The organism is Rhodopseudomonas pentothenatexigens (assembly GCF_900218015.1).
Taxonomy (GTDB): Bacteria; Pseudomonadota; Alphaproteobacteria; order Rhizobiales; family Xanthobacteraceae; genus Rhodopseudomonas; species Rhodopseudomonas pentothenatexigens.
In genome coordinates this window covers 28,284-52,293 of record NZ_UFQQ01000015.1, presented here as the reverse complement: position 1 = coordinate 52,293, position 24,010 = coordinate 28,284, and the positions used below count along the sequence as shown (strand labels likewise).

General features: G+C 66.0%; 20 protein-coding genes. 9 read left to right on the top strand and 11 right to left on the bottom strand.

Annotated elements, in window-relative coordinates:
* Positions 1-32 precede the first annotated feature (32 nt).
* From DWA33_RS15355 to cobS, 5 genes are read right to left on the bottom strand one after another with little or no spacing between them, the layout of a single operon-like run.
* Positions 33-1,181: an esterase-like activity of phytase family protein gene (locus tag DWA33_RS15355; RefSeq protein WP_114358946.1), complete on the bottom strand. Its 1,149-nt coding sequence runs from the start codon at positions 1,179-1,181 to the stop codon at positions 33-35.
* A 24-nt stretch (positions 1,182-1,205) separates the two neighbouring features.
* Positions 1,206-3,104 carry a cobaltochelatase subunit CobT gene (cobT, locus tag DWA33_RS15350; RefSeq protein ID WP_114358945.1) on the bottom strand — a complete coding sequence of 633 codons (1,899 nt, stop codon included), beginning with the start codon at positions 3,102-3,104 and terminating at the stop codon, positions 1,206-1,208.
* Positions 3,101-3,598, bottom strand: coding sequence for a DUF29 domain-containing protein (locus DWA33_RS15345; RefSeq protein WP_114358944.1), 498 nt, complete (start codon positions 3,596-3,598; stop codon positions 3,101-3,103). The genes cobT and DWA33_RS15345 overlap by 4 nt, the downstream gene beginning before the upstream one ends.
* Positions 3,595-4,104 (bottom strand): DUF29 domain-containing protein, encoded by a 510-nt coding sequence (locus DWA33_RS15340; RefSeq protein WP_114358943.1) that lies wholly within the window; start codon positions 4,102-4,104, stop codon positions 3,595-3,597. Before DWA33_RS15340 ends, DWA33_RS15345 begins: the two co-directional genes overlap by 4 nt.
* Before the next feature lie 45 nt (positions 4,105-4,149).
* The gene (gene cobS / locus DWA33_RS15335; RefSeq protein ID WP_114358942.1) at positions 4,150-5,145 is read right to left on the bottom strand and encodes a cobaltochelatase subunit CobS; all 996 of its coding nucleotides are present in this window, start codon (positions 5,143-5,145) and stop codon (positions 4,150-4,152) included.
* 279 nt (positions 5,146-5,424) lie between these two features.
* Here cobS and DWA33_RS15330 point away from each other — a divergent pair, with 279 nt between their 5' ends.
* Positions 5,425-6,048 carry a DedA family protein gene (locus DWA33_RS15330; protein ID WP_114358941.1) on the top strand — a complete coding sequence of 208 codons (624 nt, stop codon included), beginning with the start codon at positions 5,425-5,427 and terminating at the stop codon, positions 6,046-6,048.
* 51 nt (positions 6,049-6,099) lie between these two features.
* Here DWA33_RS15330 and DWA33_RS15325 read toward each other — a convergent pair whose 3' ends face one another.
* A complete protein-coding gene (locus DWA33_RS15325) occupies positions 6,100-6,744 on the bottom strand; it encodes a J domain-containing protein (protein WP_114358940.1) in 645 nt (214 codons plus the stop codon).
* A 118-nt stretch (positions 6,745-6,862) separates the two neighbouring features.
* Between DWA33_RS15325 and DWA33_RS15320 the strand changes: the two genes are divergently transcribed.
* A complete protein-coding gene (locus DWA33_RS15320; protein ID WP_114358939.1) occupies positions 6,863-7,132 on the top strand; it encodes a BolA family protein in 270 nt (89 codons plus the stop codon).
* A gap of 18 nt (positions 7,133-7,150) precedes the next feature.
* On the opposite strand, the gene DWA33_RS15315 is transcribed toward DWA33_RS15320, so the two are convergent.
* Genes DWA33_RS15315 through DWA33_RS15305 form a run of 3 tightly spaced genes read right to left on the bottom strand, consistent with a single transcriptional unit; the run spans position 7,151 to position 10,317 of the window.
* Entirely contained in the window at positions 7,151-8,518 is a 1,368-nt protein-coding gene (locus tag DWA33_RS15315) for an HlyC/CorC family transporter (protein WP_114358938.1), read from the bottom strand.
* Between the two features lie 42 nt (positions 8,519-8,560).
* On the bottom strand, positions 8,561-9,706 hold the full coding sequence (gene aroB / locus DWA33_RS15310) for a 3-dehydroquinate synthase (protein WP_114358937.1): 1,146 nt from the start codon (positions 9,704-9,706) through the stop codon (positions 8,561-8,563).
* Entirely contained in the window at positions 9,703-10,317 is a 615-nt protein-coding gene (locus tag DWA33_RS15305; protein ID WP_114358936.1) for a shikimate kinase, read from the bottom strand. The genes aroB and DWA33_RS15305 overlap by 4 nt, the downstream gene beginning before the upstream one ends.
* A 135-nt stretch (positions 10,318-10,452) precedes the next feature.
* On the opposite strand from DWA33_RS15305, the gene DWA33_RS15300 reads away from it, so the two are divergent.
* From DWA33_RS15300 to DWA33_RS15280, 5 genes are all read left to right on the top strand, one after another.
* Positions 10,453-10,599 carry a histidine kinase gene (locus tag DWA33_RS15300; protein ID WP_114358935.1) on the top strand — a complete coding sequence of 49 codons (147 nt, stop codon included), beginning with the start codon at positions 10,453-10,455 and terminating at the stop codon, positions 10,597-10,599.
* Positions 10,600-10,615: 16 nt separating this feature from the next.
* Complete coding sequence (gene xerD / locus DWA33_RS15295) at positions 10,616-11,635, top strand: site-specific tyrosine recombinase XerD (protein ID WP_114358934.1); 1,020 nt, start codon at positions 10,616-10,618, stop codon at positions 11,633-11,635.
* Between the two features lie 110 nt (positions 11,636-11,745).
* On the top strand, positions 11,746-12,372 hold the full coding sequence (locus DWA33_RS15290) for a PadR family transcriptional regulator (protein ID WP_244601311.1): 627 nt from the start codon (positions 11,746-11,748) through the stop codon (positions 12,370-12,372).
* 195 nt (positions 12,373-12,567) lie between these two features.
* Positions 12,568-13,530, top strand: a complete 963-nt coding sequence (locus tag DWA33_RS15285; RefSeq protein WP_114358933.1) for an acetyl-CoA carboxylase carboxyltransferase subunit alpha — start codon at positions 12,568-12,570, stop codon at positions 13,528-13,530.
* Between the two features lie 364 nt (positions 13,531-13,894).
* Positions 13,895-15,331: a L,D-transpeptidase family protein gene (locus DWA33_RS15280; protein ID WP_114359049.1), complete on the top strand. Its 1,437-nt coding sequence runs from the start codon at positions 13,895-13,897 to the stop codon at positions 15,329-15,331.
* Positions 15,332-15,565: 234 nt separating this feature from the next.
* Here the strand turns inward: DWA33_RS15280 and secA are convergent, their stop codons facing one another.
* A complete protein-coding gene (gene secA, locus DWA33_RS15275; protein WP_114358932.1) occupies positions 15,566-18,406 on the bottom strand; it encodes a preprotein translocase subunit SecA in 2,841 nt (946 codons plus the stop codon).
* Positions 18,407-18,746: 340 nt separating this feature from the next.
* On the opposite strand from secA, the gene DWA33_RS15270 reads away from it, so the two are divergent.
* Positions 18,747-19,682, top strand: a complete 936-nt coding sequence (locus tag DWA33_RS15270) for a peptidylprolyl isomerase (protein ID WP_114358931.1) — start codon at positions 18,747-18,749, stop codon at positions 19,680-19,682.
* Positions 19,683-19,836: 154 nt separating this feature from the next.
* Here DWA33_RS15270 and mutS read toward each other — a convergent pair whose 3' ends face one another.
* Positions 19,837-22,557 (bottom strand): DNA mismatch repair protein MutS, encoded by a 2,721-nt coding sequence (mutS, locus tag DWA33_RS15265; protein WP_114358930.1) that lies wholly within the window; start codon positions 22,555-22,557, stop codon positions 19,837-19,839.
* A gap of 175 nt (positions 22,558-22,732) precedes the next feature.
* On the opposite strand from mutS, the gene pcaF reads away from it, so the two are divergent.
* A complete protein-coding gene (pcaF, locus tag DWA33_RS15260) occupies positions 22,733-23,941 on the top strand; it encodes a 3-oxoadipyl-CoA thiolase (protein WP_114358929.1) in 1,209 nt (402 codons plus the stop codon).
* Positions 23,942-24,010 lie beyond the last annotated feature (69 nt).

Below are 24,010 nucleotides of genomic sequence, written 5' to 3'. Positions count from 1 at the left end.
CTCGTTCCGACGATGCATCTTCACGTCGCTGCTCAGTCGGGACTGAGCGCAAACTGCAGCAGCAGTGTCCTTTGCAGCATGGAGAAATTATCGTCCGATACCATCGTCAGTACGATCTCGCCCGCCGCATCGACATGAACGTCGAGGGCTTCCATGTTGTCGATCTCGTGGCCGAGATCGGCTTCGAAGATCGCCGGCCCGTCGACGGTCGCGCCCGGCGCGACGGCGCGTAGCGCGATCCGCCGGATCCGGATGTGGACGCCTTCGATCCAGGAGAATTTGCGCTCCAGGATCAGCAAATCGCCGTCCGGCAGCAGCGCCGCATCGGCGATGTCGTAGTTGGCGGTGCGGCAGACCGCGAACTGGCCCGGCGTTCTGCCGCCGATCAGGAAGCCGATGGTGTTTCGCTCAGCATCCAGGCCGCGCTCCGAGATGGCGATCAAGGTTCCGCCGAGCGGGTGAGGCTTCGGCACGACGACGAGCGTCTCAATGCCCTTGTTGTTCGGCAGCTTGCGCAATGCCGGGGGCACCGCGATCGGCTGACCGCGAGACTGCACGCCGTCGCGTCCAAAGTCGAACTTCACGATCTGGTTGACGCGCTCGAAGCCCACATAGGCAATGCCGCCATGGAACGCGAGCGACTCGCTGTCGTACCATTTCCGGGCACGGAACGGCGCCCCGTCGGCTGCCAGTAGCGGCGCGGCCTCGACGCCGATGAGCCCGGTCATGGCGGCGCCGGAATAGGCGATGCGACCGGTGAACCAAGTCGCCTTGTCGCTGATTGCGACAAAGCGTTCGCCGCGCGGATCCAGCCGCAGGCCGGACAGTCCGCCGAAGCCGCGAAACGACGAGGTCAGGATCAGCCCGCTGCGAAACTGCAATGCGCCGAATTGGCGGCGGGCACGGTCGCGCAGATCGAAATGATCAATGCTCCGGGCGCGAACCTCGATCGCACGCGGGGCGGGCGGCGTCAGTTCGTCGGGTTCGGCAGGCTTGGCCTGCGCCAGCACCGGGGGTGGCGCGCACCAGGCGAGCGCCGCGCCACAGCCGAGAGTCAGGCCGCCTGCGAGCAGGCGCCGGCGCGTCGTCACGCCGAAGCCGGGCGGCTCGCTTGAACCATCAGCGATGGCCAGCCTCCCTCGACCGTTCCGCTCCCCAGCCTTGCCCCGCGGAGCGCTCATCGGCTGCTTCCGGCCTCTCGGCGCTCAATGCAGCCGGCGGCGGCGTTGCCCCGTTCCGGCGGCGGGTACGGCGGTTTCGCTGAACAGCTCGGCGAGCTTTTCGGTGATGGCGCCGCCGAGTTCTTCGGCATCGACGATGGTCACCGCCCGGCGATAGTAGCGGGTCACGTCGTGGCCGATACCGATGGCGATCAGCTCGACCGGCGAACGGGTCTCGATCTCCTCGATGATGTGGCGCAGGTGCCGTTCGAGATAGTTGCCGGGATTGACCGACAACGTCGAGTCGTCGACCGGCGCGCCGTCCGAGATCATCATCAGGATCTTGCGCTGCTCGGGCCGGCCGAGCAGGCGCTTGTGCGCCCAGTCCAGCGCTTCGCCGTCGATGTTCTCCTTCAGCAACCCCTCGCGCATCATCAGCCCGAGATTCTTGCGCGCACGGCGCCACGGCGCGTCTGCCGACTTGTAGATGATGTGGCGCAGGTCGTTGAGCCGGCCCGGGTTGGCCGGCTTGCCGGCGGCGAGCCACGCCTCACGCGACTGCCCGCCCTTCCAGGCTCGCGTCGTGAAGCCGAGGATCTCGACCTTGACGCCGCAGCGCTCCAGCGTGCGCGCCAGAATGTCGGCGCAGGTCGCCGCCACGGTGATCGGTCGGCCGCGCATCGAACCGGAGTTGTCGAGCAGCAGCGTCACCACGGTGTCGCGGAACGTCGCTTCCTTCTCGCTCATGAACGACAGCGGATGGAACGGGTCGATCACCACGCGCGACAGCCGCGCCGGGTCGAGAATACCCTCCTCGAGGTCGAAGTCCCAGGCGCGGTTCTGCTGCGCCATCAGCCGGCGCTGCAGCCGGTTGGCGAGGCGGGCGACGATGCCCTGCAGATGCGCCAGCTGCTTGTCCAGATAGCTGCGCAGCCGCTCCAGCTCGTCGTGATCGCAGAGGTCTTCGGCGGCGACGATCTCGTCGAATTTCGGCGCGAAGGCGTGATACTCCGGCCCACGCGGCTCGTTGGCGCCACGATTGTGCGGCCGGGTGGCTTCGCCCGGCGTCTCGTCCTCGCCGAGTTCGGAGTCGTCGAAGGCATCCGAAGTCGACGCCTGCGCGCTTTCCATCTGGCTGTCGCTGGCGTCGTCGGTCGTCGCCTCGGCCTGTTCGGCGCTCATCTCCTGCGCCGATTCGCCTTCCGGCTGCCCTTCGGCGCCGCCCTGGTCGTTTTCGCCTTCCTGCTTGTCGTCCTGGTTGTCTTCCTCGTCGGTCTCGGTGTCGCGGTCGTCACCGAGTTCGAGCGCATCAAGCATGTCGTGGATGGCGTCGCCGAACTTGGCCTGATTGTCGGCGAAACGTTCGAGCTGATCGAGCCGGGGCCCAAGCTTGTCTTCCAGCACCGGGCGCCACAGGTCGACCAGCTTCTTGGCCGCCGTGGGCGGCGCCATCCCGGTCAGCCGCTCGCGCACCAGCATCGCCAGCGCGTCCGACAGCGGCGCGTCGGCGCGGTCGGTGATCTCGTCGAACTTGCCGCGGTGGAAATGATCGTCGAGCATTGCGGTGAGGTTCTTGGCGACGCCGGCCATCCGCCGCGCGCCGAGCGCCTCGACCCGCGCCTGTTCGACCGCCTCGAACACGCCACGCGCCTGCGGATTGCCCGGCATCAGCTTGCGATGCACTTTCGGATCGTGACAGGCGAGCTTCAGCGCGATCGAATCGGCATGGCCGCGCACGATCGCCGCATCGCGCTTGCTCATTTTTCGCGCGGGTTCGGGGAGCCGGGCTTTGCCGGGGGCGAGGCCGGGACGCTCGGCCGCAAAGGTCACTTCCAGCTCCGGCGCCTTGGCGATCGCCCGCAGGCACGAGGTCACCGCCCGCTTGAACGGCTCGGTCGGCGCTTCCTTCGATCCGGTACGGAGTTTGGTGTTCGAGGTGGTCATGGGTGCTCGCTGCCGTCGGGTGACTCGGCGCCTTGGAATTCGACCAGCCGGCCCCGGATCGTCTCCCAATCATAAGGGCAATCAGGCGCGAAGGCCGAGTCGGGCAAATCGGAATCCCGGATCATGTCGTAGATCGCATAATGATAACCTTCGGCGAGCGCCTCTGGCGCGCGGGCCGCGAGACTGGGATTGCGATCGAGCAGGCGCGCAATGCGATCGCGGTGGGCGTCGATCGAAAACACCATGCTCTGCGACCGCCGGTCCGGCTGAAGATCCCATTTCAGCAGATTGTAAATCAGCGCCCGAGCGGCATTCTCAAGTCTGTCGTATTGCCGAGTCCCGACGTCCTTGATCTCTTCGGCGATGTTCTGGACATCGATCTCCGACAGCCGCCCTGCCTTCAACAGCGCGATCTGATCCTGGATCCAGCCGTAGTAGTCGGTCTCGTAGGATCGACAACCAGGCTCGGTGTTGCCGAGTGTGTCCGCTGTCATCGATTCGAATGATCAACGTCGTCCCAAGAAACGGGGCGCAGCGTGATCGCGTCCCAGTCATAAGGACATGTCTCGGGAAAAACGCTCTCGGCCAGCCCCGTCTCACGATGGACGTCGTCGACGGCGTCGAGATAGGCGCGAACGGTAGCTTCCTTGATTTTCGACTTTAGGCTCGGGCTGTCCTTGATCTCGTAAGCAATATGCCTGCGCTGCTGCCTTATTGTGATCGCCCAGCTGCGCGAGCGTCGCTCAGGCTGGTAGTCCCATTTCAAGAGGTGGTGCAGAACGAGGCGAATGGCGCTGACCAGCCTCTGGAATTCGCTGCGTCCCAACTCGGCCAACTCCTGCGTGACGTGGGAGGCATCGATCGATCCGACCTCGTTCGCCCGCAGCAGCGCGATCTGATCCTCGACCCAGCCGTAAAGATCGTCGCTATACCGGCGCGGCGTCTTTGACGTCACTGTCGGTTCGAGCCGATCCTTGCGCTGCTTGGTGTCGGTTGTCATCGCCTGCCTTCCGCCTCTCCCCGCTGGCGAGGAGAGGCTGTTGCATCAGCTCATCGCCACGTTCACTGAGCTTTCCGGCAGCTCGGCGTTGAAGCAGCGCTGGTAGAATTCGGCGACCAGCGGTCGCTCCAGCTCGTCGCATTTGTTGAGGAAGGTCACGCGGAACGCGAAGCCGAGGTCACCGAAGATCTCGGCGTTCTCCGCCCAGGTGATCACCGTGCGCGGGCTCATCACCGTCGACAGGTCGCCGTTGGCGAAGGCGTTCCGCGTCAGATCGGCGAGCCGCACCATCTTGCCGACGGTGTCGCGGCCTTCCGGGTTGCGGTAGTGCTTGGCCTTGGCGAGGATGATTTCGACCTCCTCGTCGTGCGGCAGATAGTTCAGCGTGGTGACGATCGACCAGCGGTCCATCTGGCCTTGGTTGATCTGCTGCGTGCCGTGATACAGGCCCGAGGTGTCGCCGAGACCGATGGTGTTGGCGGTGGCGAACAGCCGGAACGCCGGATGCGGCTTGATCACCTTGTTCTGATCGAGCAGCGTCAGCCGGCCGGAGACTTCCAGCACGCGCTGGATCACGAACATCACGTCGGGTCGGCCGGCGTCGTACTCGTCGAACACCAGCGCGACATTGTGCTGCAGCGCCCAGGGCAGGATGCCGTCGCGGAATTCAGTGACCTGCTTGCCGTCGCGCACCACGATGGCGTCCTTGCCGACCAGGTCGATGCGGCTGATGTGGCTGTCGAGATTGACGCGGACGCACGGCCAGTTCAGCCGTGCTGCGACCTGCTCGATGTGGGTCGACTTGCCGGTGCCGTGGAAGCCGGTGACCATGACGCGGCGGTTCTTGGCGAATCCGGCCAGGATGGCGAGCGTGGTGGCGCGATCGAAGCGGTAATCCGGATCGACGTCCGGTACGTGGGGGTCGACCTCGGAATAGGCCGGAACTTCAAGATCGCTGTCGATGCCGAAGACCTGCCGGACCGACACGTTCATGTCGGGAAGGCCGGTGATCTCCGAGGCAGTGGTCGTGGCGGCGGTCATCAATCCTCCGTGGTCCCGGACGCGCCCGAAACCCGATCTTCATGGTGGATGCGGTTGAGTGCGGAATTGAACCCTAGCAGAGAGCCGCGATCCGCAGAAGCCCGCCGCTTGATCAAAGTTCCATCGATGTTTCATTGAGATAGGAGCGAGAAGCGGTTTTGTGAAGGCTGTGTTGCGAATCCGGCGGGCAATGCTCAGCCCGCGCGCAACTTTTCAGCAGGGCGCGGGTCGTAAGCTGCTGCGATCGTCCATGCCGCACCTCCAGGAGCGCAAATCGTCTTGAGCGCGTTGCTCGATTCGCTGGTGCAGTTCGCCGCGGCGCATGCCGGCTGGGCCTATCTGGCACTGTTCCTGGCGGCGCTGCTCGAAGCGGTGCCGGTGGTCGGATCGCTTGTGCCGGGGTCGACCGTGATCCTGGCGCTGAGCGCGCTGATTCCCGGTGGCGAATTAAACCCGTTTGGCGTGCTCGCCTCGGCGATCGCCGGCGCAGCGATCGGCGACGGCGCCGCGTACTGGACGGGCCGCCGCGCGCAGCGACGGATTCTCAGCGCCTGGCCGCTGTCGAACTCTCCGGACCTCGCGGCGCGCGCCGAAGCCTTCTTCCTGCGCTGGGGCACCTGGGCGGTGCTGCTCGGCCGGTTCGTGCCGCCGATCCGGGCTTTCGTGCCGGTGACTGCCGGCGCGTTGCAGATGACACCGCGCCGGTTTTTCTCGGTCGATATCCTGGCGATCCTGATCTGGGCGCCGGCCCATGTGCTGCCGGGCGTGCTCGCGGCCACGATGCTGGAGCGAAGCCACGCGACGCTGCATCACTGGCTGCCGGTGATCGCCGGGGTCGTCGGGATGCTGCTGCTCGGCGTGTGGGCGTATCGGCGATGGAAGGGCACGCCGACGTCGGCCTGAGCCCGGCGAACAGCCAGAAGGCCGCGCGGTCCGTTGCGCCCGCCGGGTGGTTCAGCTCCGAACCACCGTCTTCAGATAATTGTACGCCTTGATGATTTCGATCAGGCGGTCTTCGGTCGAGCGGTCGCCGCCGTTGGCGTCGGGGTGATGCTGTTTCACCAGCGCCTTGTACTTGGCCTTGACCACTTCCAGCGTGGCGTCGCTGTCCAGCCCCATCACCTGCAGCGCCTTGCGCTCGGCGTTGAACACCTTGCGCGGCTCGGCGCGCACCTCGTCGGCTGGATCCGGACCGCGACGACGGCGGCTGCTGCCGGTGAATTCGTTGAACACGTTGAACGGATCGGCGGCGCCTTCGAGATCCTCCGGGCTGCGGGCGCGGCTGCGGGCGCCGTTCTGCCCCATCTTCCAGGTCGGCCGATGTCCGGTCAGCGCATCCTTCTGATAGCGCGCGACGTCGTCGGGATTCATCCCTTGGAAGAAGTTGTAGCCCTGGTTGAATTCGCGGACGTGATTGAGACAGAAATGCCAGTAATCCTTCTCGTGACCGCGCCCCTTCGGCGCGCGGTGCGCGGCGCGGCTGGTGCAGCCGGGTGCATCGCACATCCGCACCTGCTCGCGCGCGGCCTCCCGCGCCGCCTCGGCGGCCCGCGGCTTGACGCGGATCTTGTCGAAGAACTTGGACGAGTCGATTGGCATGGGCGAACTTTGACTACGCAACGCTTTGGGCTTCAAGTCTTGACATTCCGGGCGAGCCCCCGGTTGATGCGTCGCAGACGGGTTTGACGAAACAACGGCCGACGGTGGGCATCAGCGCATGGGCACGCAGGACACTATCACGCAGAAGTTGCGCGAAGCTTTCACGCCGGAAAGCCTCGACGTCATCGACGAATCCAATCTGCACGAAGGTCACGCCGGCCACGCCGGTCGCAGCGAAACTCATTTCCGGGTGAATATCGTGTCGGCGGCCTTCTCGGGCAAGAGCCGGATCGATCGTCATCGCATGGTCAACGAGCTGCTGGCGCCGGAACTGAAGGGCGGCGTCCACGCGCTGGCGATCAAGGCCAAAGCGCCGGGCGAAGCATGAGCGCGTCGCGGGCGCCGCTCACAGCGCAGGGCCGGCGCGGGCCTTCCTGAGTTTCTTCTTCTCGACGATTTCGACGGCTCCTTCGCCCGGCACCGGCGAGATCCGTAGCGCGGTGATGCGGTTGCGCTCGCGGCGCAGAACCCGGAAGCGGAAGCCGTGGAAGGTGAAGTTCTGGCCGCGCTCCGGGATCGACCGCGCCTCGTGAATCACCAGGCCCGCCACCGTGGTGGCCTCTTCGTCCGGCAGATTCCAGTCCATCGCGCGGTTGAGATCGCGGATCGGCACCGAGCCGTCGACCACCACCGAGCCGTCGGGCTGGGTGCGGACGCCGGCAACCACCACGTCGTGTTCGTCCGAGATGTCGCCGACGATCTCCTCGAGGATGTCTTCGAGCGTCACCATGCCTTCGACTTCGCCGTATTCGTCGACCACCAGGGCGAAGTGAGTCTTGCGGGTGCGGAACGCCTTGAGCTGTTCGGAAACCGGGCGCATCTCCGGCACGAACCATGGCTGCAGCAGGATCTTGGCGATGTCGAGCTTGGATGCGTCGCCGTCGGCAGCGCGCAAGGCGCGTAGCAGATCCTTGGCGTGGAGCACGCCGATGATGTTTTCCGGCTTGTCGCGCCACAGCGGCACGCGGGTGTATTCGGTGGCAAGAACCTCCTTCACCAGCTGTTCGGTGGGCTGATCGGCGTTGATGGTGACCATCGAGGTCCGGTGCACCATCACGTCCGACACCACCAATTCGCCGAACCGGAACACGTTCTGGATGTACTCGGCCTCGCCGCTTTCGATCTTGCCGTGCTCGGCGGATTCGCCGACCAGCCCCTCGATCTCGACGTCGGTCAGGATCTCGTGCTCGGAATTCTCCTCGACGCCGAGCAGCCTCAGGATGCCGCGCGAGGCCTGGTTCAGCAGCCAGTTCAGCGGATACAGCAGAATGAAGGATAGGTGCAGCGGATAGGCGATCCACTGCGACACCGGCTCCGGCTGACGGATCGCCAGTGTTTTCGGCACCTGTTCGCCGATCACGATGTGCAAAGACGAGAAGAACAGAAAGCCGCCGAGAAACGCGATGAAGTGCTGGGCCGACTCGGACAGGCCCATCGGTTGCAGCACCGGCGCGAGCAGCGCCGACACGGTCGGCTCGCCGACCCAGCCGAGGCCGAGCGACGCCATGGTGATACCGAGCTGGCAGCAGGCGAGATACGCCTCGACGTTGCCGAGAATATGCTGCACCAGATCGGCACCGAACCGCCGTTTCTCCACCATCGCCTTGATGCGAAAGCCGCGGCTGCGCACCAGCGCGAATTCCGCCGCGACGTAGAACGCGTTGGCGGCCAGCAGCAGGACCGCGATCAGGACGTTGCTCAGAGTCGAGTTCATGATGCTCTTGGGTTGGCCGCGGCGACCGCGACGCGGCGCAGCTCAGGTCTGCGCCAGCTTCCGCTGCAGGAAATCCCGTACCGGCGCCGGTTCGACTTTGTTGGCGATCACGGCGCGGCCGATGCCTTCCATCAGGATGAAGGTGAGTTCGCCGCGCTTGACCTTCTTGTCCTGTGCCATCAGCGCCATCAGCGCGTCGGCGTCGGCGAGGCCTTCCTGGGCGAAGCCGGCGATGTCCTGCAGCCGCGTCGGGAGCCCAACGTCGGCGAGATGCTTCGCCAGCCGCTGCGCATCGGAGGCCGGCATCATGCCGCGTTCGGCGGAGAACTCCGCAGCCAGCACCATGCCGATCGCGACCCCCTCGCCGTGAAACAGCCGCTCGGAGAATCCGGTCGCCGCTTCCAGCGCGTGGCCGAAGGTGTGGCCGAGATTGAGCAGCGCGCGTTCGCCGGTCTCGCGCTCGTCGCGGGCGACGATCGCAGCCTTCGCCCGACACGAGGTAGCGACCGCGTGCTCGCGTGCGGCGCCGCCGCTGAACAGTTCGGCATGGTTGGCTTCGAGCCAAGTGAAGAACGCCTCGTCGCCGAGTGCGCCGTATTTCGCAACTTCGGCGTAGCCGGCACGAAACTGCCGCGGCGACAGCGTGTCGAGGACGGCGGTGTCGGCCAGCACCAGCACCGGCTGATGGAATGTGCCGATCAGGTTCTTGCCCTGCGGCGAGTTGATCCCGGTCTTGCCGCCGACCGAGGAATCGACCTGGGCGAGCAGCGAGGTCGGCACCTGCACGAAGTCGACGCCGCGGCGCAGCAGCGACGCCGAGAAGCCGGCAAGGTCGCCGATCACGCCGCCGCCGAGCGCAATCACCAGATCGTTGCGCTCGATCCTGGCGGCGATCAGCGCCTCGCAGACCTGCTGAAGCCCCGCATAGGTCTTGGAGTTTTCGCCTTCGCCGACGATCACCGAGGCATGTGCAATGCCAGCCTGATCCAGCACCTCTTCGGTGCGCTTCAGCCACGTCTTCGCCACGGTGCGATCGGTGACGATCGCGGTGCGGGCGCCGGGGCGGAGCCTGGCGATCCGCGTTCCGAGCGAGCCGAGCACGTCGCGACCGATCAGGATCTCGTAGGTGCGGTCGCCGAGTGCGACCTCGACGGTGATCGGCGTGGAATTCTTCTGCGGGGCGTTCATGAGGTCTCGCTTGGGGTGGAGGCGGGTGCACCGCACAGATAAGCGTGCAGGGCGGCGACGCATTCCTCGACGATCTTCTCGTGCGGCACGTCGCGGGACGCGATGGTGATGTCGGCTTCCCGATACAGCGGATAGCGCTCGGAGATCAGGCGCGCGATGGTGCCGGCCGGATCGGGGGTCTTCAGCAGCGGGCGGTCGGCGCGGCGCTTGACCCGGCGCAGAATCACATCGGCGTCGGCTTCGAGCCACAGCGAGATCGCCTTGTGGCGAATCCGGTCGCGGGTCTCCTCCCGCATGAACGCGCCGCCGCCGGTCGCCAGCACCTTGGCGCCGCCGTCCAGCAGCCGGGCGATCACCCGGGCCTCGCCGTCGCGGAAATGCGGCTCGCCGTGGGTTTCGAAGATCTCCGGGATGGTCATCGCCGCGGCATGCTCGATCTCGGTGTCGGCATCGAGAAACGGCAGACCGAGCCGCAGCGCCAAGCGGCGTCCGACGGTCGATTTGCCTGCGCCCATCATTCCGATCAGCACGACCGGACGATCATCCAGTGCCGCGACGATCTCGGCTTCCTGGGACCTGCCGGCAGCAGCCGTCGGTGCGGTTTCAGACATTCGCGGCATCCGTGGGGACTGAAAGGGCCAGCTATACTACCCCGGTCGCCGCGCAGGCCAGCGTCTCTTGCAAGGACCGGGCGAACATGGTCGTAGTCGCCCATCCCCGCTCCAACGCCGCGCCGAGATCAGCGTATGCCCACCTTGTTCCGATTCCTCACGGTGATCGCCGTGGCCGGCGGTATAATTTACGGGGTGGTTTTCGCGCTGGCGCATTTCGTCGGGCCGAACACCCGGGAAATGACGGTGACCATCCAGCCGGACAAGTTTCTCAAGAAATAGACGCTAGGCTGGTCGGATGCGACGACCGCGAAAATCAACGGCTGCTGCCGTGGCGACGGAGCCTGAAACCGGCCAGGCGCCGCTGCGCCCGACCTCGTATTCGGATGCGGGCTTGACCGAGCTGTTTCTCGACATGATCGCGGCCGAGCAGGGCGCTTCCGCCAACACGCTCGACGCCTATCGGCGCGATCTGGCTGATCTGTCGCATTTTCTGGCCCGCCGTCGGCTCGGCATCGGCTCCGCCGACACCGCGGCGCTGCGCAGCTATCTGGCTGATCTCGATAAGCGCGGCTTCGCCACCTCCAGCGTCGCACGGCGGCTGTCGGCGCTGCGGCATCTGTTCCGGTTTCTGCTCAGCGAGCGGATCCGGGCCGACGACCCGGCCGCGATCCTGTCAGGCCCCAAGCGCGGCCGCAGCCTGCCGAAAGTGCTGTCGATCGCCGACGTCGACCGGCTGCTTGCCTGCGCGCGGCAGGAGGCCGATGCAGCGGAAGGAACGGCACGGCTGAGAGCAGCGCGGTTGAACTGCCTGCTGGAGGTGCTCTATGCGACCGGGCTGCGCGTCTCCGAGCTTGTGTCGCTGCCACTGTCGGCGGCCCGGCGCGACGCCAGGATGATCGTGGTTCGCGGCAAGGGCGACAAGGAGCGGCTGGTGCCGCTCAACGCCGGCGCCAAGCAGGCGATGAGTCGCTATCTCGAAGAGGTTGCGGACGCCGCCAAAGACCCCAAGGGCACGCCGGCTTCGAAGTGGCTGTTTCCATCCTTCGGCGAGAGCGGGCACCTCACCCGCCAGCATTTCGCCCGGGATCTGAAAGACTTGGCGGCGCGCGCCGGGCTGTCCCCGCGCCTGGTGAGCCCGCACGTGCTGCGCCACGCCTTCGCCAGCCATCTCTTGCACAACGGCGCCGACCTGCGGATCGTGCAGACGCTGCTCGGCCACAGCGATATCTCGACCACCCAGATCTACACCCACGTGGTCGAGGAGCGGCTGAAGAGCTTGGTGCGCGACCTGCACCCGCTGTCCGAACAGGCCTGACCGAGCAAAACTACCCGAACGTCTTCGTTAGCCATGAAGATATATCACAGACTGATCTTGACCTAGATCTTTCATGATATATCTTGAGCGCATCACGAGCCATGAGGTTGATGAATATGTTTGGATTTCACCGCGAAATGCAGTTCCCCGGCCGGCACGGCCGCTCCGGCCGCGACCATGGGCTTCACCAGCGACCGGTTCACGCCGGCCCGCGCCGCGGCGGCTGGGAGGACGAGACCGGCGGGTTTGGTCATCCAGGGCATGGCCGGCGCGGCGGCGGCCGGCGAATGTTCGACGGCGGCGAACTGCGGCTGCTGCTGTTGAAGCTGATCGCCGACAAGCCGCGTCACGGCTACGATCTGATCCGGGCGATCGAGGAACGGACTGCCGGCGCCTATGCGCCGAGCCCCGGCATCGTCTATCCGACGCTGACGATGCTCAGCGAGATGGGGCTGATCGAAGAACAGGTCACCGACGGCGCGCGCAAGCAGTTCGCGGTCACCTCGGAGGGTGCCGCCCATCTGGACGCCCACGCAGCAGAGCTTGCGGCGATCACGGCTCGGCTCGACGCGCTGGGCGCGATGCGCGAGCGTATCGATGCCGCCCCGGTGCGGCGCGCGATGCACAATCTGCGCAGCGTGCTGCAAAATCGCCTCGGCGAGGGGCTCGACAAGACCAAGCTGCACGAGGCCGTGGCGCTGATCGACGAAGTCGCGGGCCGGATCGAACGGCTGTAACGCCGAGGCCGCGACCGCGCGCTCCGCCGTCGATCTGAAGCTGTTGGCTGAGGGCGCGCCGCGACGCATTCGCATCCACCCGGTCGGTGGATGCGAAGCGCCGCTTGTCCCATCCGCTTGACTTGGCTCCCAGATGGCTAGAAAAGCCGGGCGGCCCCTATCGGCCGCAGCTTTCCTCCCCATATCGCCAAAGTCATGTCCGGGCCCATGCGCAGCTATCTCGACTTCGAAAAGCCGGTGGCGGAACTCGATTCCAAGATCGACGAACTGCGCACGCTTGCGGCGTCCGGCAGCGATATCCACGAGGAAATCGAGAAGATCGAGGAGAAGGCGCAGCAGGCGCTGCAGGATCTCTATGCCGCGCTGACGCCGTGGCAGAAGACCCAGGTCGCGCGGCATCCGCAGCGGCCGCATTGCGTCGACTACATCGAAGGGCTGATCACCGAGTTCACGCCTTTGGCCGGCGACCGCAAGTTCGGCGACGACGAAGCGCTGGTCGGAGGCTTCGGCCGTTTCCGCGGCGAGAGCGTCTGCGTCATCGGCCAGGAAAAAGGATCGACCACCGAGACCCGGCTGCGGCACAATTTCGGCATGGCGCGGCCGGAAGGCTATCGCAAGGCGGTGCGGCTGATGGAAATGGCCGATCGCTTCGATCTCCCGGTGCTGTCGCTGGTCGACACCGCGGGTGCCTATCCCGGGATCGGCGCAGAGGAGCGTGGCCAGGCCGAAGCGATCGCGCGTTCGACCGAGGCCTGCCTGCAGCTCGGCGTGCCGAACGTCGCCATGGTGATCGGTGAGGGCGGCTCCGGCGGCGCGATCGCGATTGCCACCGCCAACAAGGTGCTGATGCTGGAGCACGCGGTGTACAGCGTGATCTCGCCGGAAGCGGCGTCGTCGATCCTGTGGCGTGACGGCACCAAGGCCCAGGAAGCGGCGAACTCGATGAAGATCACCGCGCAGGACCTGCTGAGGTTCGGGGTGATCGATCAGATCCTGCCCGAGCCCAAAGGCGGCGCTCACCGTGATCCGGCGGTGATGATCGCGACGGCCGGAGACGCGATCGCGGCGGCTTTCGCCGAGCTGAAGGGCCAGGGCCGCGATGCGATCCGCGTCCATCGCCGGCAGAAATTCCTCGAGATCGGCCGCAAGCTGGCGTGATCAGGATCGCCCGCGCGGCGAATTGATCGAATCTTAACCAAATCCGCACCGCTGATGCAAAGTCCGGCGCTCGCCGCAGTTTCGCCGCGCCCCGGCGATTCAATGTTCCTTGACCAAGATTTCCGGACCGCCCCACCGCCGGCCTGATCGGCTTGCGACCCCAAGGGCTTAAGGATAATCTTGGCAGAGTGCACACGGCGTCAATACGTTGGCGCCGATGATGGTGCAGGATTTGGTAAAGGCGAGCGGTCGAATCCGCCGGATCTTGCAAAGGTCAGGTGACGCGACGGCCGCGCGGAAGCTGGACGGGCTGAGCTGCTCGAATGTGGGGTGCGGGTTTGCCGGTCGTCGGGGGAGCTTCGTGGTGACGAAAAGTCCGCTTGTACGCGCGCTGATGCTGACGGCTGCGCTCGCGACCATGCCGTTGCTCGCCGGCTGCAACAGCGACCAGATGGCGCTGGCCACCAATGCCAAGGCCAATCAGCCGGTGCCGCCCAAGCTGGTCGCGGCGATGCAGGAAAAGAACATGGACCTGCAGTCGCCGATTCTGGTGCGGCTGTTCAAGCAGGAAGCCGAGCTCGAGGTCTGGAAGCAGGACCGCACCGGCGTGTTCCAACTGCTGAAGTCCTATCCGATCTGCCGCTGGTCCGGCGATCTCGGCCCGAAGATCCGCGAAGGCGATCGTCAGGCGCCGGAGGGGTTCTATTCGATCTCCCCGGGCCAGATGAACCCGCAATCGTCGTACTATCTGTCGTTCAACACCGGCTATCCCAACGCATTCGACAAGTCGCTCGGGCGCACCGGCTCGCAGCTGATGGTGCACGGCGACTGCTCGTCGCGCGGCTGCTACGCGATGACCGACGAACAGATCGCCGAGATCTATGCGCTGGGGCGCGAGTCGTTCTTCGGTGGCCAGCGCGCCTTCCAGCTCCAGGCCTATCCGTTCAAGATGACGCCGGCGAATTTCGCCAAGCATCGCAACAATCCGAACATGCCGTTCTGGAAGATGCTGAAGGAAGGCTACGATCATTTCGAAGTGACGCGGCAGGAACCGAAGGTCGATTTCTGCGAACGCAAGTACGTGTTCGACGCCGCGCCGCCGCCGGGTTCGACCAAGCCGTTGCAGTTCAACGCCTCGGCCAAATGCCCGGCCTACGAGGTCCGGCCCGACATCGCCGAGGCGGTGCGCGAAAAGGACAAGCAGGACAACATCAAGATCGCCGAACTGATCGCCAAGGGAACGCCGGTGGCGCGTCTCAACACCGGCATCGACGGTGGCATGAACCACGTGTTCGCCTCGAAAATTCCCGACGCCTCGACCGGGCTGTCGGAGGCCCCGGAAGACAAGTCGCTGTCGGTCGCCTCGTTCGAACGCGCACCTGGCACGATCCCGCCCACCGTCAATCCGCCGCGTCCGTCGGATAATCTGCTGGTCGCTGCGCCGGCTGAATCGAGCGGAGTCGCCGCGAAGGCACGCGTCGCCTCGGCGTCGAAGGACGATATCGGCAGTCTGCTCGCCGGCAGCCGCAAGCCGGGCAATGAGTCGACCACGTCTGCCCGGCCGTTGCCGTCGGCGCCGGTCAGCACCGCGGCGCGGCACGAGCCGGCGCCGCGTCCGCACGGAGCGTTGCCGAAGGCTGCCGAGACCAAGCAGGCCGCTGCGCGGCCGCCGCTGAAGCCGAGTCTCGAGGCCGCCGAGACCACCTCGTCGGCCTCCCCCAGACCGTCCGGCATGATCTCCGGCGGCGCTCCGGTGGTGTCGTCGAATTCGTTCGACAGCCGGTTCTCGGCGTTTCGCTGAGGCGGCGCGCTCTTCGTTAGAAACTCCCACGTCGGTCATTCCGGGGCGCTCGCGTCAGCGAGCGAACCCGGAATCTCGCCGTTCAGGGCACCTTGCATACTTCCACAATCTCGGGATTCCGGGTTCGCGCAGCGTTGCTGCGCGCCCCGGAATGACGGCTGGGTTTTGAGGGCCAGACAGCAAAATGCCCGGCACGAGGCCGGGCATTGCTTGTCCTGATCTGGCCTGCGCCGGTTACGCGTAGCGGCCGTGGCAGTGCTTGTACTTCTTGCCGGAGCCGCACGGGCAGTCCTCGTTGCGGCCGACCTTGCCCCAGGTCTCGGGTCTGTTCGGGTCGCGCGCGGGCTTGTCGGCGGCCTGGGCCGGAGCCAGCGAGACGTTGGCGAACGCCATCTCGTCCTGCCCGGTGTCCGGGTCCATCTTGTGGACCTCCATCGGCGGCAGTTCCTGCGGCTGATCCGGCGGAATGATTTCCACGCGCATCAATTGCGCCGTCACTGCCTCGCGCAAATGCGAGCTCATCTCCTGGAAGAGATTGAAGGCTTCGGACTTGTACTCCTGCAGCGGATCGCGCTGGCCGTAGCCGCGCAGCCCGATCACCTGGCGCAGATGGTCGAGCATCACCAGATGCTCGCGCCACAGATGGTCCAGCGTCTGCAGCAGGATGCTCTTTTCGGCATAGCGCATCACGTCCGAACCCCACTGGCCGACCTTGGCGGCCATGTGCTCGTCGAACACCCGCTCCAGCCGCGTGATCAGCTCCTCGTCGGCGATGCCTTCTTCCTTGGCCCATTCGTCGACCGGAATGTCGAGGCCGACGACCCGGTCCAGTTCGGCCTTCAGCCCGGCGACATCCCACTGCTCCGCATAAGCGTGTTCGGGAACGTATTTGGCCACCAGGTCTTCGATGTAGGTGTGGCGCATGTCGGTGACCGTCTCGGCCACGCTGTCTTCTTTCATCAGCTCGATGCGCTGATCGAAGATCACCTTGCGCTGATCGTTCTGGACGTCGTCGAACTTGAGCAGGTTCTTGCGGATGTCGAAGTTGCGTGCTTCGACCTTCTGCTGCGCCTTCTCCAGCGCCTTGTTGATCCACGGATGGATGATCGCCTCGCCTTCCTTGAGGCCGAGGCGGGTCAGCATGGTGTCGAGCTTGTCGGAGCCGAAGATCCGCATCAGATCGTCTTCCAGCGACAGGAAGAACTTGGAGCGGCCCGGGTCGCCCTGACGGCCGGAGCGGCCGCGCAGCTGGTTGTCGATACGGCGGCTCTCGTGGCGCTCGGAGCCGATGATGTAGAGGCCGCCGGGACGCCTCGCGGTCTTGGCCGGCTTGTTGCCCTTGGCGGGCTCGAGTTCGATCTCGTCCTCGGCCTTCAGCACGATGTCGCGGAAGCGCTCGATGTCGGCCTTGATCTCGGCGATCTTCGCCGCCTTCTCGGCTTCATCGGTGATGTGCCCGGCTTCCTGCTGAAGCCGCATCTCCAGCGAACCGCCGAGTTTGATGTCGGTACCGCGGCCCGCCATGTTGGTGGCGATGGTGATGGCGCCCGGCACGCCGGCCTCGGCGACGATGTAGGCTTCCTGCTCGTGGAAGCGCGCATTCAGCACCGCGAACAGTTTGGCCGGCTTGCCGGCGCGGGCGGCGGCATACAGCTTGTCCATCCCCTTCGGGTCGGTGAAGTCAATCTGCTTGTAGCCGTTCTTCTTCAGATACTCGGCCAGCACCTCGGACTTCTCGATCGACGCGGTGCCGACCAGCACCGGCTGCATCCGCTTGTTGGCGCGCTCGACCTCGGCGAGGATTGCGGCGTATTTCTCCTGCTGGGTGCGATAGACCTCGTCGTCTTCGTCGAGACGGGCGATCGGCAGGTTGGTCGGGATCTCGACCACTTCGAGCTTGTAGATGTCGAAGAACTCGTCGGCCTCGGTGGCCGCGGTGCCGGTCATGCCGGCGAGCTTGTCGTACATCCGGAAGTAATTCTGAAAGGTGATCGACGCCAGCGTCTGGTTTTCCGGCTGGACGGTGACGTGCTCCTTGGCTTCGAGCGCCTGGTGCAGGCCTTCCGAATAGCGCCGGCCCTGCATCATGCGGCCGGTGAATTCGTCGATGATCACCACCTCGTCGTTGCGGACGATGTAGTCCTTGTCGCGCTGGAACAGGGTGTGGGCGCGCAGCGCCTGGTTGACGTGGTGCACCACCGAGACGTTCTCGACGTCGTACAGCGACTCGCCGCGGAGCTGCCCGGCGTCCTTCAGCAGCGTCTCGATCTTCTCCATGCCGGCTTCGGTCAGCGTCACGGTGCGCTGCTTCTCGTCGATATCGTAGTCCGACTTGTCCAGCCGCGGAATGAAGGTGTCGATGGTGTTGTAGAAATCCGAGCGGTCGTCGAGCGGGCCGGAGATGATCAGCGGGGTGCGCGCTTCGTCGATCAGGATCGAGTCGACTTCGTCGACGATCGCGAAATTGTGCCCGCGCTGGACCATGTCCTCCAGCCGGTACTTCATGTTGTCGCGCAGATAGTCGAAGCCGTATTCGTTGTTGGTGCCGTAGGTGATGTCGCAGGCGTAGGCGGCCTGGCGCTGGGCGTCGTCCAGCCCGTGTACGATCACGCCGGTGGTCATGCCGAGGAAGCCGTAAATCTGGCCCATCCAGCCGGAGTCGCGCTTGGCCAGGTAGTCGTTCACCGTGACGACGTGGACGCCCTTGCCGGCCAGTGCGTTGAGATAGACCGCGAGCGTCGCGACCAGGGTCTTGCCTTCGCCGGTCTTCATCTCGGCGATGTCGCCCTCGTGCAGCACCATGCCGCCGATCAGCTGCACGTCGAAGTGGCGCTGGCCGAGGGTGCGCTTGGCGGCCTCGCGAACGGTGGCGAAGGCCGGCACCAGAAGATCGTCGAGGGACTTGCCGTTCGCGAGCTCGGCGCGGAATTCGGCGGTGCGGGCCTTCAGTGCCTCGTCGGACAGCTTGGCCAGTTCCGGTTCGAGCGCATTGATCGCGGTGACCCGCGACTGGTAACCCTTGACCCTGCGGTCGTTAGCGGAGCCGAAGAGTTTGCGGGCGAGCGCGCCGATCATACCAGCTTCCTGTTGTTGTAGTGTGACGTAGCAGCCGTGATGCCGTCCGCTCGGGCCACTATCAACTCATCGTGACGCTCAGGCGCCCATCAGGATACAGGCGCGCGCGCGAAATGATTGGTAATCCAGCAATCCGAGGACCGGTTGCCAGGCGCGGTCGCGCGACGACCGCCCGACCCGAGCCTGTGGCGGCACAGATATGGCTGGGCCTGAAGGTTGTCAACGCGGCCGCCTTTCAAGGATTTCATCATTTTGACAGACTTTTCGCGTTGCCAAGGTGCCGCGATTGGGTGACTGTTCCGCCGCCCCGACACCCCGGCTTTCAAGACAAGGATTTTCCATGACACCTGCGTCCAACGCAGTCCCATCCGGCCTGCGCGCCGGCCTGCTCAGCGCGGCTGTGACAGGTTGTCTCGCATTCGCGCTGCTGGCTACTCCCGTCGCGCGCGCCCAGGATGCCAACCCGGTACTGGCCAAGGTCAACGGCGCCGAGATCCGCCAGAGCGACGTCGACCTCGCCGAGCAGGAGCTCGGTCCGAGCCTGGCGCAGATGGACCCGGCGACCAAGAAGGAGAACGTGCTCGCCTTCCTGATCGACATGAAGATCGTCGCCAAGGCAGCCGAAGACAAGAAGATCCAAGACAACGCCGATTTCAAGAAGCGCCTGGAATTTGCCCGCAACCGGCTGCTGATGGACGACGTGCTCTCCGCCGAAGGCAAGGCGGCGACCACCGATGCGGCGATGAAGACGGTGTATGACGAGGCTGCCAAGCAGATTTCGGGCGAGCAGGAAGTCCACGCCCGCCACATCCTGGTCGAGACCGAGGACGAGGCCAAGGCGGTCGCCGAAGAGCTGAAGAAGGGCGCCGACTTCGCCGAGTTGGCGAAAAAGAAGTCCAAGGATCCGGGCGCTTCCGACGGCGGCGACCTCGGCTTCTTCACCAAGGACCAGATGGTGCCGGAATTCTCCGCGGCGGCGTTCGCGCTGGAGCCGGGCAAGATCTCCGAGCCGGTCAAGACCCAGTTCGGCTGGCACATCATCAAGGTCGAAGAGAAGCGCAACCGCAAGCCGCCGAGCTTCGACCAGGTCAAGGCGCAGATCGAGCAGTACGTCGCCCGCAAGGCGCAGTCGGACTATGTCAGCAAGCTGCGCCAGGCCGCCAAGATCGAGCGGATGGACCAGCCGGCCGCGAAGCCGGATGCCGCCAAGCCGGCGGACGCGGCGAAGCCTGCCGATGCGGCCAAGCCCGCCACCCCGGCGCCGGCCAAGAAGTAAACTCTTTCAAAGTGTTGATTGTCGAAATGGCCGGGCTCGTCCCGGCCATTTTTCGCTTTCGGGTGCGGTTCAGTTCGTAGGATGGGTTGAGCGGCAGCGAAACCCATCTGACCCGTGCTGGGCGTTGATGGATTTCGCGTGCGCCCAACCCATCCTACGATCGCGGCAGCTTAGCCTTCAGGGCGTACAGCGCCTCCAGCGCCTCGCGCGGGGTCATCTCGTCGGGATGCAGCGCCTTGACGGCCTCGATCAGTTGCTCGGCCTCGCTCGGAAGGGCGGCTTCGGCCGGTGCGCGGGCGGTGATGGCGAACAGCGGCAGGTCATCGATCAGCGTCTTGGGCTGGCCGCGGTCGTTGGCTTCGAGCTTGGCGAGTACGGTCTTTGCTCTGGCCACCACCGCGGGCGGTAGGCCGGCAAGCTTGGCGACCTGAATACCATAGGAGCGGTCGGCCGAGCCGGGCAGCACCTCGTGCAGGAAGACGACCTCGCCGCGCCATTCCTTGACCCGCACGGTGGCGTTGAACAGCCGCGGCAGCTTGGCCGACAGCGCGGTCAGCTCGTGGTAGTGCGTCGCGAACAGCGAGCGGCAGCGATTCTGTTCGTGCAGGTGCTCGATCGCCGCCCAGGCGATCGACAGGCCGTCGAACGTCGCGGTGCCGCGGCCGATCTCGTCGAGGATCACCAGCGCGCGTTCGGACGCCTGATTGAGGATCGCCGCGGTCTCGACCATTTCGACCATGAAGGTGGAGCGGCCGCGGGCGAGATCGTCGGCGGCGCCGACGCGGGAGAACAGCCGGTCGACGATGCCGATCCGCGCACGGTTCGCCGGCACGAAGCTGCCGACCTGGGCGAGCAGCGCGATCAACGCGTTCTGGCGCAGGAAAGTCGACTTACCGGCCATGTTCGGGCCGGTCAGCAGCCAGATCTGGCCGTTCTTCTGCGCCGGGCCGGGCGACAGGTCGCAGGCGTTGGCGATGAACGGCTCGCCGGCTTTCTTCAGCGCCTGCTCGACCACCGGATGCCGGCCGCCTTCGATGGCGAACGCCAGCGAGTCGTCGACTTCGGGCCGGACGTAGTTGTCGTCACTCGCGAGCTTGGCCAGCGCGGTGGCGACATCGAGCAGCGCGAACGCATGCGCGGCGGCGCGCAGGTCGTCGCCGGCAGCATCGATCATCGCCGCGAGGCGGTCGAAGATTTCCAGCTCGAGCCCGAGTGCGCGGTCGCCCGCATTGGCGATCTTGGCCTCGATCTCACCGAGCTCGGCGGTGGTGAAGCGGACCTGCCCGGCCAGCGTCTGGCGATGGATGAAGGTGGCGTTCAGCGGCGGCGCCATCAGCCTTTCGCCGTGCTGCGCCGAGACTTCGACGAAATATCCCAGCACGTTGTTGTGCCGGATCTTCAGTGCCTTGATGCCGGTATCGTCGGCGTAGCGTGCCTGCATCGACGCCACCACCAGCCGCGAGGCGTCGCGCAGCTTGCGGGTTTCGTCGAGCGCGGGCTCATAGCCTTCGCGGACGAAGCCGCCATCGCGTTTGAGCAGCGGCAGATCGTCGGCGAGCGCGCGGCCGAGCTCGGCGCACAGCTCGCGCGAGGGGCGCTGCAGCGCCGCCATCGCGGCGGCGATCTCCTGCGGCGGGCTGGCGAGCTGCGCCAGCTGCACCAGCACCTCGTCGGCGGCGCGGATGCCGTCGCGCAAGTTCGCCAGATCCCGCGGGCCTCCGCGGCCGAGCGACAGCCGGGCAAACGCGCGCGCCATGTCGGGCGCCGCCCGCAGCGAGCTGCGAATCTGTTCGCGAAGTCCGGAATCGCCTGCGAAGGCTTCGACCGAGTCCAGCCGGCGGGCGATCGTGACCGCATCGGTCAGCGGCGCGGCGAGCCGCTGCGCCAGCAGCCGCGACCCCGCGGCCGTCACCGTGCAATCGATCGCGTCGAGCAGCGAACCGCGGCGCTCGCCGGCGAGCGTGCGGGTCAGTTCGAGGTTGGCCCGGGTCGCCGGGTCGATCGCCATCGTGGTGCCGACCGCTTCGCGCGACGGAGGCGACAGCGGCGGCCGTTTTCCGAGCTGGGTGCGGTCGACGTACGTCACGCAGGCCGCGGCCGCCGTGGCTTCCAGCCGAGACAGCGCGGCGAGGCCGTCCATGGTGGCGACCGCGAAGTAATCGCACAGCCGTCGCTCGGCGGTGGCTGAATCGAACACGTCGCGGGTCAGCGGCGTGACGGCGGCGAGCTCGCGCAAGGTCGGGGCGAGTTCAGCGTCGCTATACAGCGCGTCGGGCACGATCGCTTCGTTCGGATTGATCCGCGCCAGCGTCGCGGCGAGTTCGCCGGTCGAACACTCGGTGACGCAGAACTCACCGGTGGAGATGTCGATCCAGGCCAGCCCGATCCGATCGGTGCCGGCGGAACCGCGGGCACGCGCGATGGCCAGCAGATAGTTGTTGGCGCGGGCGTCGAGCAGGGTGTCTTCGGTCAGTGTACCGGGGGTGATCAGCCGCACCACGTCGCGCCGCACCACGCTCTTGCGGGCGCGGGCCGCGGCCGGATCTTCGGTCTGCTCGCACACCGCGACGCGATGCCCGAGCGCGATCAGCCGGTGCAGATAGTCGTCGGAGCGCTCGACCGGCACGCCGCACATCGGAATGTCGGCGCCCAGATGCTTGCCGCGCTTGGTGAGCGTGATGCCGAGCGCGCGCGAGGCGATTTCGGCGTCCTCGAAGAACAGCTCGTAGAAGTCGCCCATCCGGTAGAACAAGAGCAGCCCCGGATTGGCGGCCTTGATCTCGTGGTACTGCTCCATCATCGGCGACATTTTTGCCGGCGCCTCGGCGGGCGGAGCGGCGTCGGGCGGCACGGCGATGTCGGGGCGGATGGTCATGGCCGATGCATAGCAAAAATCCCGCCGGGGTTCCTACCTCGCGCGGCGAGCCATGCACGGGTTTCAACCGGGACCGCGCCGATCGGCGGCGCATTGACCTGTTCGGCGACGCTTTCTACAAACCGGCTTCAAGTCCGGCGTCCCAGCCCGGATCGGCAAAACAGGGAGAGTTTCGATGGCCGACGTGTTTGTCTGCGACGCGGTGCGCACCCCGATCGGCCGTTACGGCGGATCGCTCGCCAAGGTGCGAACCGACGATCTCGCGGCGGTGCCGATCAGGGCGCTGATGGCCAGGCACCCCGACATGGACTGGAGCGCGGTCGACGAGGTGTTCTTCGGCTGCGCCAATCAGGCCGGCGAGGACAACCGCAACGTCGCCAGGATGGCGGCGCTGCTGGCGGGCCTGCCGGATTCGGTGCCCGGTCAGACCCTGAACCGGCTGTGCGCCTCCGGGCTCGATGCGGTCGGCGCCGCGGGCCGCGCGATCCGCGGCGGCGAGATCGACTTGGCGATCGCCGGCGGCGTCGAATCGATGACCCGCGCGCCGTTCGTGCAGGGCAAGGCCACCGAAGCATTTTCCCGCGCCGCGGACATCTTCGACACCACAATCGGCTGGCGCTTCATCAATCCGCTGATGAAGCAGCAATACGGCGTCGATTCGATGCCCGAGACCGGCGAGAACGTCGCCGAGGAGTTCCAGATCTCGCGCGCCGATCAGGATGCGTTCGCGATCCGCTCCCAGCAGCGTGCCGGTGCGGCGATTGCCGCCGGCTACTTCGCCGAGGAAATCGCGCCGGTGACGTATTCGGGCGGCAAGGCCGGCTCGATCACCGTCGACAAGGACGAGCACCCGCGTCCCGAAACCACGCTCGAAGGCCTCGCCAAGCTGAAGCCGATCGTGCGCAATCCCGGCACGGTGACGGCCGGCAACGCCTCGGGCGTCAATGACGGCGCTGCGGCGCTGCTGATCGCCTCCGCAGCCGCGGTGAAGAAGTACGGCCTGACGCCGCGCGCCAAAATCCTCGGCCTCGCTTCGGCCGCGGTGCCGCCGCGGATCATGGGCATCGGCCCGGTGCCGGCGACCAGGAAGCTGATGGAACGGCTCGGGCTCAAGATCAGCGACTTCGATCTGATCGAGCTGAACGAAGCCTTTGCCTCCCAGGGCATCGCCTGCATGCGCCAGCTCGGAGTCAAGGACGACGCGGACTTCGTCAATCCGCACGGCGGCGCGATCGCGCTCGGCCACCCGCTCGGCATGAGCGGCGCGCGCCTGGCGCTGACGGCGGTGCACGGCCTGGAGAAGCGCGGCGGCAAGCTGGCACTGGCCACGATGTGCGTCGGCGTCGGCCAGGGCGTCGCAATGGCGATCGAGAAGGTGAACTAAAGAAGATGCTACGTCATTGCCGGGCTTGACCCGGCAATCCATCCTCTTCGCAAGGCTTTCGTGAGGCGC